Annotated in this window: 10 protein-coding genes and 1 tRNA gene; 2 read left to right on the forward strand and 9 right to left on the reverse strand. The window is 37.6% G+C overall.

Annotated elements, in window-relative coordinates:
* Nucleotides 1–22: 22 nt before the first annotated feature.
* The 5 genes from QM538_01195 to QM538_01215 all read right to left on the reverse strand — a co-directional run bounded on the left by QM538_01195 (nucleotide 23) and on the right by QM538_01215 (nucleotide 5,459).
* On the reverse strand, nucleotides 23–1,399 hold the full coding sequence (locus tag QM538_01195) for a glutamine synthetase family protein (protein ID MDI9347106.1): 1,377 nt from the start codon (nucleotides 1,397–1,399) through the stop codon (nucleotides 23–25).
* 23 nt (nucleotides 1,400–1,422) lie between these two features.
* Complete coding sequence (locus QM538_01200) at nucleotides 1,423–3,012, reverse strand: amino acid permease (GenBank protein MDI9347107.1); 1,590 nt, start codon at nucleotides 3,010–3,012, stop codon at nucleotides 1,423–1,425.
* A gap of 26 nt (nucleotides 3,013–3,038) precedes the next feature.
* Nucleotides 3,039–4,994 carry an acetoacetate--CoA ligase gene (locus QM538_01205; GenBank protein MDI9347108.1) on the reverse strand — a complete coding sequence of 652 codons (1,956 nt, stop codon included), beginning with the start codon at nucleotides 4,992–4,994 and terminating at the stop codon, nucleotides 3,039–3,041.
* 83 nt (nucleotides 4,995–5,077) lie between these two features.
* Complete coding sequence (locus QM538_01210) at nucleotides 5,078–5,308, reverse strand: hypothetical protein (protein MDI9347109.1); 231 nt, start codon at nucleotides 5,306–5,308, stop codon at nucleotides 5,078–5,080.
* Nucleotides 5,309–5,369: 61 nt separating this feature from the next.
* A tRNA-Ser gene (locus QM538_01215) sits at nucleotides 5,370–5,459 on the reverse strand.
* A 30-nt stretch (nucleotides 5,460–5,489) separates the two neighbouring features.
* Here QM538_01215 and QM538_01220 point away from each other — a divergent pair.
* Both QM538_01220 and QM538_01225 read left to right on the forward strand, forming a co-directional pair.
* Nucleotides 5,490–6,704 (forward strand): hypothetical protein, encoded by a 1,215-nt coding sequence (locus QM538_01220; protein MDI9347110.1) that lies wholly within the window; start codon nucleotides 5,490–5,492, stop codon nucleotides 6,702–6,704.
* Between the two features lie 42 nt (nucleotides 6,705–6,746).
* Nucleotides 6,747–7,451 carry a Bax inhibitor-1/YccA family protein gene (locus QM538_01225; protein MDI9347111.1) on the forward strand — a complete coding sequence of 235 codons (705 nt, stop codon included), beginning with the start codon at nucleotides 6,747–6,749 and terminating at the stop codon, nucleotides 7,449–7,451.
* A gap of 5 nt (nucleotides 7,452–7,456) precedes the next feature.
* Here QM538_01225 and serS read toward each other — a convergent pair whose 3' ends face one another.
* Genes serS through QM538_01245 form a run of 4 tightly spaced genes read right to left on the reverse strand, consistent with a single transcriptional unit; the run spans nucleotide 7,457 to nucleotide 11,990 of the window.
* Entirely contained in the window at nucleotides 7,457–8,725 is a 1,269-nt protein-coding gene (serS, locus tag QM538_01230; GenBank protein MDI9347112.1) for a serine--tRNA ligase, read from the reverse strand.
* A complete protein-coding gene (locus QM538_01235) occupies nucleotides 8,722–9,090 on the reverse strand; it encodes a CrcB family protein (GenBank protein MDI9347113.1) in 369 nt (122 codons plus the stop codon). Before QM538_01235 ends, serS begins: the two co-directional genes overlap by 4 nt.
* Nucleotides 9,091–9,093: 3 nt before the next feature.
* Nucleotides 9,094–9,690, reverse strand: coding sequence for an outer-membrane lipoprotein carrier protein LolA (locus QM538_01240; protein MDI9347114.1), 597 nt, complete (start codon nucleotides 9,688–9,690; stop codon nucleotides 9,094–9,096).
* Between the two features lie 26 nt (nucleotides 9,691–9,716).
* A complete protein-coding gene (locus QM538_01245; protein ID MDI9347115.1) occupies nucleotides 9,717–11,990 on the reverse strand; it encodes a DNA translocase FtsK 4TM domain-containing protein in 2,274 nt (757 codons plus the stop codon).
* Nucleotides 11,991–12,047 lie beyond the last annotated feature (57 nt).

Here is a 12,047-nt window from a genome sequence, read left to right on the forward strand (position 1 = left end):
AACTCCATTTTTAAATTAATTTTTAATACCTTTCAAACCCTCTCCAGAGCTCCCAATCGGTAACCCTTCTGTTCATTTCAAACAATTCCCATTCAGCGGTATGAATATAATGATTGTGGGCAAATGTTCCGATCACCTCAGGGATAAAAGAAGATTTTTTCATAAGAGTAATTGCGTCAGCTAGCGAAGTGGGGATTTCACTTATATCAGCAGTATTGTAAGCATTACCAGAAAATTCTTTTCCAAGTGGGAGTTGTTCTTTTACTCCTTTCAGGCCAGCGGCAACAAGCATTGCATAAGCAAGATATGGATTGACATCTGCACCAGGAATCCTACACTCAATCCTAACTGAAGATGTGTTAGCACCACAAATTCTAAAACCACTAGTTCGATTGTCGATACTCCATACTGCTTTTGTTGGTGCAAAAGTACCTGCAGAAAAACGTTTATATGAATTTATATAAGGGGCTAAAAACCAAGTTACTTCTCTAACATATTCCAACATTCCTGCTAAAAATTTACACATAAGATCACTCATACCATGAGGTTTAGAAGGATCGTAGAAGGCGTTTTTTCCACTGGAATCTCGTAGTGATATATGCATATGAGACGAACTTCCCGCTCTTGAATAATGGTATTTGGCCATAAAAGTCACAGATCGATCATACATGAGGGCAATCTCTTTTATTGCGTTCTTAACAATGGTGTGGCGATCTGCCATCTCTAACACTTCACAATACTGAATATTAATCTCTTCTTGACCTGGACTCCATTCACCCTTGGAGTTTTCTACAGGAACCCCGGAGCGATGCAGGTGATTTCTGATTGCACGCATTACCTCTTCTTCTTTTGAAGTTAAAAAAATACTGTAGTCTTCTGTGTAAGGACCTGCCAGAGGACTGAGATCTTGATATTTATTTTGCGAACATTGTTTATAATTCTGCTCAAAAAGAAAAAACTCTAATTCAGATGCGGCCATGACATCGTACCCTAAGGTAATAACGTTAGCGCATTGTTTACTTAAAATAGCTCGGGGACTTATTTCAATTGGATGATTGTGGTGATCGGATAAATCACATAGTACCAATGCTGTGGCTGGCAACCAAGTAGCGATTCGTATCGAAGATAATATCGGTTTTAAAGTAAAATCACCATACCCTTTTTCCCAGCTTGCGTGCTCATAACCAGGTACGGGTTCCATATCAACATCTACAGCTAATAAATAATTACAAGCGTGGGTTTCAGCGTAAGCAGTTTGACAAAAATACTCAGCGTGAAAACGCTTTCCTGTTAGCCTACCCTGCATATCAGGAAAACAAGCGATTACGGTGTCAATTTCATTTGCTTGAACCTTTTGTCTCAATTCATCAATAGTGATAATTCCTTGTACTTTTTTCATTTTTTGTTCCCTTATAACTAGATTTATTTTCTTATATACAATTTTTCTTCTTCAACTTGTAAAACCATCTCCTCATCACTACTTTTCAAAAGCATTTTCCTTGCAATATAAAAATAGTACAAAGTTGTGCACGCAAAAACAATCAAGCCTAATATCACCCCTAATTTAATTGTTTGATTAGGGTCCATCATTGAAATTACTTTTAGTAAATACAAATTACCGGTTAGGGCTTCATTTCCATAATATTCTAATAAAAAAAGTGCCGCGAATACCGTTAGCATGCCTATAGTAATAGTCACGCCTAAAGCAGAAGATAATTTACCAAGTGGATTATTGTAAGTCGGCGTCCGAAATCTATATTGGTGGGAAAGGTGCGAGATAAAAAACACCAGATAGGACACCATTATATAAAAGATTGCAAAATATATAAGTAGTTGATTTGCATAAGCGATACCAAATTTAATATATGAAAAGTATAATCTCCATAATACTAATGTTACAACAATTCCAATAAATGTTCCGAAAAGATACGCAAGCCATGGATTGTTAAGTGAAGGTTTTAAAAAAGGTAATTTTGATTTAGTGATATTATTCTCACTTTCAGAGTATGAGAAAGGCTCAGAAAGAGCGTATGGTAAATAGCCTGACCTACTAAGAAAAAATATAACTTTTCCACTGGCGTAAATAAAACCAATCGCACCAAATGACAGGCCAAACAGAATAAATAGCTTCAAAGTAATTGATGGTAAATCTGTGATTTTTAAAAATGCCATTAAAAATGGTTGGGTGACATTTTTTAGTTCTTGCACCCCAACATGTGCAGAAACTATAAAAATAAGTACCGAGAAGAAAACAAATAGCAAGGCTAACAATATATTACTGGCGGTTATAATATTTACTTCTTTTTTTTGTAAGTCTTCAGTAAAAAAACCAAGCGACTCCAAACCAACAAAAAAAATTATTGATATAGGTAAACTAAAAAAAATACCCACGCTCCCATGTGGGAGTAATGGGGTTTCACCAAAATCCGGTATGTCTAGTAGATTATCATAACTAATACCATTAAACGCTAGCACGGAATACAGCGTTAGCACTACGATTGTTATTACAAAAAAAACAATTACCAATGCTTTTATTAGATTGCTTGTAAATATTACACACAAAGTAAAAAGCAGGTAAATAAAAACAAACAAGAACCAATCAGCAATAAGCTCATTTCCTTTTTCATCGAGAGGTAAAATGTATTTCAATAAATCAACAACAAGAAGAACATAGGCTGCAGCAAAAGCTATATACGCATAAACTAGAAAATTTCCAACCATGTACATACCAAATTTTCCAAATACAAGCCTCGGAAGTATAAGCATGCCCCCAGCACTTGGATAGATTGACACTGACTCTTTAAGACAAAGCATCAAGCAATAATATAAAAGCAAGGTAAGTAACGAAGCGATCAATAACCCACCAAACCCACCAATAGATAAGCCGCTCGTCCAACCAGAATAAAATCCAGATTCAACTAAACAAAAAATATACGCAACAATTGTTAATAATGACATAGAGGATGGGACTATCCTCTTTTGAAAAAAATTATTGGGAGTTTCTCTATACATTATTGCTTACTATACACCATATTTAACTATTTTTTTACCACACTTTTGAAATACGATAGGCTATCAGGATTCGCTAGCGCATTCAAATTTGGGATTACTTTTGAGTTGAGTGCGCATCGTACAGCTTCTTCTGAGATTTTACCACTCATGGTTTTTGGAATCGCAGGGACTTCTGCAATGAATCCTGGTACATGGCGAGGAGAGGCCTTAACCCTAATTGATTTTTTTATACTTTCACGCATTTCATTTGTAAGCACAAGACCTGGCTTTAACACAACAAAGAGAGCTACTATCACATCATCACCCTCTTCAAGTCCTACACATACTGACTCAATGATTTCAGGAAACGACTCAAGCACTCTATATATCTCAGAAGTACCAATGCGAACTCCGCCTGGGTTAAGTACCGAGTCACTACGCCCATAAATCACAAAACCACCGCGAACTGTCTCTTCAGCAAAATCACCATGGTGCCATACCCCATTAAATCGTTCGAAATAGGATTTATAATACTTAGACCTTTTTACATCATCTCCCCAGAAATAAACAGGCATAGAAGGAAAAGAAGAGACGCAAACTAACTCACCTTTTTCACCAACAACTCGCATCGCTGCGTCATTCCACACTTCAACAGCCATACCAAGCCCAGCGCCTTGTATTTCACCAGAATAGATTGACTCATATGGATTACCAATTACAAAACAAGAAACAATATCAGTGCCACCTGACAACGACACTAATGGTTTAGATAACAACCATCGATTAGATACGCCTTCATAATGTTCTGGCAGTAAGGGAGAGCCAGTACTGAGTATTACTCTTAGTGACTCAAACCAACTTGCATCAAACTCATCAACTCGTTTCAAGGTTTCACTAATGTACTTTGCGCTAGTGCCAAAACAAGTAACCTGCTCACGAAATAATAACTTTAACACCGCATCATCAGTTGGATAAAAAGGAGATCCGTCATTGCATACTATTGTCACCCCTTCGGCAAGCATGGTCACGGTCCAGTTCCACATCATCCAACCACAAGTTGTTAAATACATCACCGTATCATATAAATTCACATTTAACTGCAATGCATGTTCCTTCCTATGCTGTAATAATGTACCTCCAGCTCCATGTACTATACATTTAGGGCGACCAGTAGTTCCACTAGAAAACAAAATATACAATGGATGATTAAACGGATACAGTACCTTTTCACGAAGCGGAACCACTTTCAACAATGCTTCCTTCAACAAACAACCTACATTACCATGCCTATCAATATCAGAGCCACTACAAACAAAATCGCCATAATCGCAGAGCACAACACGACCAATGCTTCCAACAGCGCAGGCAACCTCAACTATCTTTTCACCAATCTCATGGGACTTACCACCATACCGATAACCAACTACAGAAAACAAAATTTTAGGGCAAACTTGCGATAACCTATCAACCAGCGCCACTGTACCAAACTCTGGGGCACATGAACAAAAGACAGCACCAACTTGCGCAGTTGCCAAAGCAATTGCAATGGCATCAATACCATTTGGTAATACTACTGCAACTCTATCACCTGGTACCACCCCATTAGCAACCAACAAACCAGCCAAACGATCCACCAACAATTGTAAATCACCATAGCTAATTTCCCTCAGAAACTCACCTTCAGAATATTCAGTCACAGCAATCTTTTCGCCAACATCACGCAACACTTCATGACGAAACGACAACATCACATCAGGGTACCAAACATCGCTAAACATATCACCCCCACGCAACAGCGAAACTCCACGACGATCAGCACTTACCCCACAATACTCCCACACTAAATCCCAGAATAACTCACGAGACTCAACACTGAAACGATGCAAAGATGCATAATCATCAAAACTCCGACCAGTCCTCTCTGACAACAAAGACGCAAACTCAAATAAACGACTTTGAGACTTCTCAAAGTCAGAACGGTAATAATAAGGAAATTCTTGCACTATAAAATTATATCACTGATAAGAAAAACCCATCTTTGTGGGTACTCTTATAAAGTAATTTATGCAAATTTAAACTTCAGAAGCTACTTTACCTTATTGCTAGACTTAAGCAATTTCTCGCATTCCGCATGTTTTTTTTGCCACTCCTCAGTTTTATCAACAACCTTTTGAGACTCAAAAACAACACAATTCGCTCTTTCTTCACTTAATATACTTTGCAATACTACAGGATTCACGGGTCTTAGCTTTTTCTTCACACCCTCACCAAAAGCAACACCAAACATCAAACAAAATAATACTATTACTATTTTCATTTCTATATTGTACCCTAACTATAATTAGGGAAAAAATCGCAAGAGCGAATAATGTAAAACCTGGCGGAGAGAGAGGGATTCGAACCCCCGAGGAGTATGATCCCCTGTCGGTTTTCAAGACCGATGCAATCAACCGCTCTGCCATCTCTCCTTTATAATGTCATATTATACAATTAATGTAATGTCATATATTTTTCCAATTCTTGCTTTTATGTATTTGCATTTTTTGTTTGTGGTGCCAAATGAAATATTTCAAATAGGTTTGGGAAGTTTTAGTGTTTTGGCTCTATGTCCTTTGATTGGATTGTTTGTTGCTTTTGTTATGGTTGGTAGATTGGCTTCTCGTTATCCTGCTTATAGTTCGTTTAGTGAGTGCGTAAATGCTAGTAGTGTTATTGCGCCTTTTAAACTATGGATGGTGTTTGGAGGTATTTCGTTGTTAGTGGCGTTATCACCATATCTGGTTCGAGTTGTGATTATTGTCAATACATTACTGCAGGTGCCTTTTTTATTGGCATTAGGTTTGGTGGGATTATTGGTGTTAGTGATTGGTTATTTTATTGTTAGTCGTTGGTTGCTCTGGTCCTCAGCTGTAGTAGTGGTTTTTGCCGCATTGTTCTCTGTATTGATATTTGTTGATGGTGTGCCAGCCTTTGTGGCTAATGCTCATATTTTAAATTTATTTGGTAGCACAAAAATTAGTTTGTTTGGTGATTCATATAGGACTATTCGCTATGTGTCTGTTTCTTGTATGTACGCTGGATTGTTTATGAGTTACCCATTTGCTGAATTACTATTTGGTATGGTTAGATCAGGACGAGGTCTGGTATGGTTATTGGCTGTAGGATTTTTGAGCTCATTGATTTGTTTTGTTGGTTTTTATGCCACGGTGTATGGACTAAAGAGTGATGCCGTTCAGGAAGTTACTGATGTGTATTTTAGCTATCGCTTTGCATCAAAAGATTATGGTGGAATTATACTAGTTTTATTATTGGTTACAATTATTGGTGTGGTGATGGTTGGGATTTTGGCAGCTCTGTTTTATACAAAAATGGTAGTGATAGGTGAAAAGTTCAAATCATGGTTGTATGGTGTTGCCTGTCCAGTGTTGGGAATTATACTGTCATTGGGTATTGATGTTGAGTCATTTAGATGGTGGCAACAAGAAGGTGTTTTTTGGTATAGCTCATTTTTGGTTATTACGCTGATGGCTAGTTTATTATTTTCTTTTAGTCGTAGGACACAATGGGTGTTATGCGCACTATCTCTATTAGTAGCAGGGATTTTTGCAACATTGAAAGGTCTGGGGGTGTTTTTTACCATAGATATATTGCAGTTTTTTATGCTGATTTTACAGGTGTTTTTTGTATTGGTTGCCTTGTTGTTTCACGGATAAGTAGACCTTGATATTTTGATTTTTTTACCATATAATTAGAGTATGAAAACAAAAGAGGATTTAACTATGAATTATCAAAACAATTCGGTAATACTTGACAGCGGTCAGGTACAGGTATCAGAAAAAAATAAAGTACTGCGAAATACATACTTGTTGCTGTCAGGCACATTAATGTTTAGCGCAATGGTTGCAGGGATAGCGGTATTGATCAATATGCCACCAGTAAATATCTGGGTTAATCTTATTGGTTCAATAGGTTTGCTTTTTATTGCCTCAAAGTTTAGCGATCGTCCTGCAGGTTTATTCTGGGTGTTTGCCTTAACTGGCTTTCTGGGTTTAACATTAGGTGGTGTTGTAAATGCTTATCTGAAGTTTATCCCTAATGGCGGTCAATTAATCGCAACTTCATTGTTTTTTACTGGGACAATTTTTATCGCATTATCCTTCTATGCGGTTCAGTCCAAAAAAGACTTTAGTTTCTTAGGTGGCATGCTCATGGTTGGAATTATTACTGCTTTCCTCGTAGGGTTAGCTGCTTATTTTTTCAACTGGCCAGCAGTAAGTTTAGCGGTTAGTGCCGTCTTTGTATTGCTTTGTTCAGGATTGATTTTGTATGATACGAGCAGAATAGTCAATGGTGGTGAAACAAACTATATACTTGCGACCATTTCATTATATCTCTCAATATATAACTTGTTTTTAAATTTACTTCATCTACTCACTGCATTTAGTGGTGGAGATGAGTAATTAATTTATTGCTCTATTGCAATGCTATCCGCCCCATAATAGGGGCGGAGTTGTTTGGGGAGTATGATCGCTTTTTCTGATTTAGAAAAATGATTTTCTAATATCGCAATAAGAGTTCTACCCAACGCTAATCCAGAGCCATTAAGCGTGTGACATAGTTCATTTTTATTTGTTTTAGTATTTTTATATCTCGCAAGCATTCTTCTCGCTTGAAAATCAGTGCAATTACTACAGCTAGAAATCTCACGATAGGTTTGTTGAGAAGGTAGCCATACTTCTATATCAAATGTACTCGCTGCTGAAAACCCAGTGTCGGCAGAACAAAGATGAACGGTACGAAAAGGTAATTCTAGTTTCTCTAGGATAGATTCTGCTTGGGATACAAGTTTAGTGTGGTAGATGTCTGATTCTTCAGGTTTAGTAATGAGTACTAATTCTACTTTTTCAAATTGATGCTGCCTGATTAGACCATTTACATCTTTACCATACGACCCTGCTTCAGATCTAAAACAAGGACTGTAACTGACAAACAGCATAGGTAATTCTTTTTCTGAAATAATACTATCAGCCACAAGATTAGTAAGGGGCACTTCAGCAGTTGGGATGAGATAGCGAAGTGGTTGCTCATTGATGCAAAAGACATCTTGCTTGAACTTTGGTAATTGCCCAGTCCCAATGAGCGCTTGCTCATTAACGAGGAGTGGAATATTAATCTCCGTATACCCTGCTTGGATATGGGTATCAAGCATAAACTGAATGAGCGCTCTATTTAGCTTTGCTAAAGCGCCATGGAGCACAACAAACCGAGAGGATGAAATTTTTGCCGCTCTAGCAAAATCCATTGAAAGTGGAAATAAATCATCGTGGCTTGGGGTAATGTCTGAACGTGGAGTTCCCCAGGTACGCTTAACAATGTTATCTGTTTCACTTTTACCGTATGGCACATTATCATTAAGTACATTAGGGATGGTAAGCAAAAAATTGTGATACTCTGATAATAATGATTTTTCTTTTACTTCGAGCTCAGCGATAGTTTTTTTTAAACTGGCTGATTCGTCAAGTAATGTAGTAGCATCCACTCCATTTTTTTTTGCTTCGCCGATTAGCTTAGCATTCTGATTCATGTTGCTTTGGTGCTGATTTAATGCTATAGTGAGATTCTTTCGTTCTAGTTCTAATTTAGATATATAGCCTTGGTCAATCTGATAGCCGCGCTTAGCTAAATTTTGCGCTACTTGCGCTAATTGATTTCTAATTTTTGCAACGTCTATCATAGCAACAAAAATCTCATTCCAATAAAAAAAGCCACTAAGCCGCCAAGCACAGACGTGAGAAGGTACGCAGTAGCATGCAAAATATTCGTGGAATAGAGTTGGTATAGTTCATAGCTAAAAGAAGAAAATGTAGTGAATCCACCTAAAAAACCGACCATCACTATAATTTTAATAGTTGGTTGAAGCTCAATATATTTTAAAGAAGTTCCTAGCGCCAACCCTGCGAGCATAGATCCAAGTATATTAACTGTTAACACCCCAATAGGAAAATTAAAAGTGGGTAAATAATTACACCACTGAGATACTTGATATCGCATTAGACAACCAAGACCACCAAAGATGAATATATAGAAACTTTCTTTCATAGACTACCGCATATCATAGAGTTCAAGGTTTTTTGTGTGGGGGGGTAAAAACAAATCTTTTGGTAACATTTTATTTGTAACAATAGAGATGAAGTTTATCGCATGCTCACCACCTATACTATCTTTCCACGCTATCTGTTTTGGAAATTCATTGAGATTAAATGTAACCAGCAATGACTCAAAAAGAGTTTCACTAGACGCAGGTATTAAAGTGAATTGTGCGTGCCCTTGATTGTCTTTATGATACGTTATTTTAGAAAATAATGACTGAAGTTTTTTTTGCGATACTGATTTTTGAGTTAAAATTGAAGTTGGGCCTAGATTCTCTTCGTTGATATTTTTTATAGTGAGATGGCCAAGAACTTTATCATAGATATAAAGTGCGTTATCGTAACTGAAAATGCTCATTTCATAAGGATAGGTATATTCCCATTTAAACTGGTCTGGAGAAACAAAATAAAATACCCCTCTTTGGATTTCTGACTGTGTATTATTGGTTTGCTGGGTAAATTGTGTTTGAAGTTTCGGAGTGTTGGAAAATTTGGTCAGTAATCGTACAAACTCGTCGATTGGTTCAGCGAATACAGTTGCAGTAAACATGCAACATATAATAATTAATTTGCGCATCACTCTGGTCCAATATACTCTCGTTTACCGTTTGATGAAAGTGGGGTTACTAATCCTTGTTTCTCCATTATATCAATCAATCTAGCCGCATGGTTATATCCTAATCGCAATCTTCGTTGTAGATATGAGACCGATACTCGTTTAGTTGTTTTAACAATTTCTAATGCCTCTTGATAATGGGCTTCTCCAAAATTTTCTGTCGAACCGGATGGTTGCTGGTCTCCTCCTTCTTCTGTCGATGGTAATACAACTTCGTAAGACATAGCCCCGCCTGTTAATTCCCGTAAGTAACCAACCACCGCCTCAACATCATTTTCACTCACATATGGACCATGGATCCGTTCAGGTATTAAGTTTGCAGAACGCATAAAAAGCATATCGCCTTTTCCAAGTAGCTGTTCGGCTCCTCCTTGCTCAAGTATAGTTCTTGAGTCTAACTTAGAAGAGACTTGAAATGCAATTCTTGATGGTATATTTGATTTGATCAACCCAGTAATAACATCCACAGTTGGTCTTTGTGTGGCTAAGATTAGATGGATGCCGCAAGCGCGAGCTTTTTGCGCTAAGCTAACAATATAACTTTCGGCTTTTTTTCCAACTTGATGCATCATATCAGCAAACTCATCAATCACAAGCACGATATATGGTAGTGGCTCTTCGTCGCTCGAATTTTCTAGCGGACTTTCTTTTAATTTACTATTGTAACTTTTTATACTCTTAACTTTATATAGTTCCATTTTTTTGTACCGTGATTCCATTTCCATTACGCACCAGCGCAGTGCAGAGAGCACTTGACCAGTATCTGTAATTACTGGGGTAAGTAAATGAGGTATCCCGTCGTACATACCCAACTCAATTCTTTTGGGATCAACTAGAATTAAGCGTAACTCACTCGAGGATCGCTTAAAAAGCATAGACAGCAACATACCATTTATCCCTACTGATTTTCCCGATCCTGTGGTTCCAGCAACTAATAGATGGGGCATTTCAGCTAAATCAGAAACCACTGGATTTCCACTAATATCTTTACCTAACGCTAAAGGTAACAATGCATTACTATTTTGGTAACATTCCGATGCAAGAAGTTCAGACAAATAAACCGATTGTCTAGTAGGATTGGGTACTTCTAGTCCAATTACAGATTTTCCAGGAATAACTTCTAAAACACGGATACTTGAAACCGATAGTGAGCGGGCTAAATCTCGTTCTAAGCCTGTGATCTTACTTGCCTTAATGCCAGCACCTAAGTCTAATTCAAATAGAGTGATGACTGGGCCAGATTTTAAAGCCACAACAGTCGCTTCTACACCAAATTCTTTTAGTTTCATTTCAACCAACCGTGAAAATTTTTCAAGCATAACTTGATTTTGTTGCACTTTAATATTATCTCCACCATGAATCAATGTTATTGGCGGGACTAAGAACTTTGGTTTTTCTTGATCCGTCGCCATAAAGCTTTTCTCTAAGACTAATGTTTTTTGTATTGGTATGGATTGAGCTTGAGGGGTGGCAGGTTGATTGATTGATTGCGGATGTGATTGTTCGGTATTTGGAATTGGGGCTGGCTCAGGTTCAACATAAGTAAATGGCTCACGAAATGTTTGAGTCTCAGGGTAATCATTAGGAATTGTTTGTTTTTGATATCGTTGAAGTAATATTGTATATAAACGAATTAGGTGATGCCCGACAAAATACGTAAGTTTTGAAAATGACATGGCACTATATAACATAGCTGAGGTTATCGCCAGAAAGTAGAGTAGCGCAGTTGCGCCGAGTTCATTAAACATTGCTATACTAACCTTGGCGACAAAAAGACCCACTACTCCACCACTTTCATTTGGCAGATAGTCGGGCATAGTTTTTACATGCATCGCCGCAAGCGCACTTAGACAAAAAATTGTTATTGCGCCAGTGGCAAGTTGAAACCATAGCGATTTTGCAAAAGTTAGGTCGTATTTCTGTTCAACGCGACTTAGATATTCTTTTTGCAATCCACCTCGTAATTTACCCACCCCGATCAATCCAAACAAAATCACCCAGCCCCAGGCAAAAAAACCAAAAGAGAAGTAAAGCGCGTGAGACAGGGATGCTCCGATTTTGCCAAAAACATTGCTAACTGATCTTTCCCCGGTTGTGGTAAGCCAGTTTGAATCGCAAGGAGAGAACGAAAATAGGCTAATTGCTAATACTATCACCATTCCAAGTATGCCTATAGCTACAATTTCATTTATAACTGTTCTAATAGTCTGTTCTTCAAAATTATTATTTTGCATGGTAAATCGACACTCTATCTGCTATTATACTATTAGCTGGATACCTAGCTTAGGAAC

It is taken from the genome of Candidatus Methylacidiphilales bacterium (assembly GCA_030054035.1).
GTDB lineage: Bacteria > Pseudomonadota > Gammaproteobacteria > JASGCS01 > JASGCS01 > JASGCS01.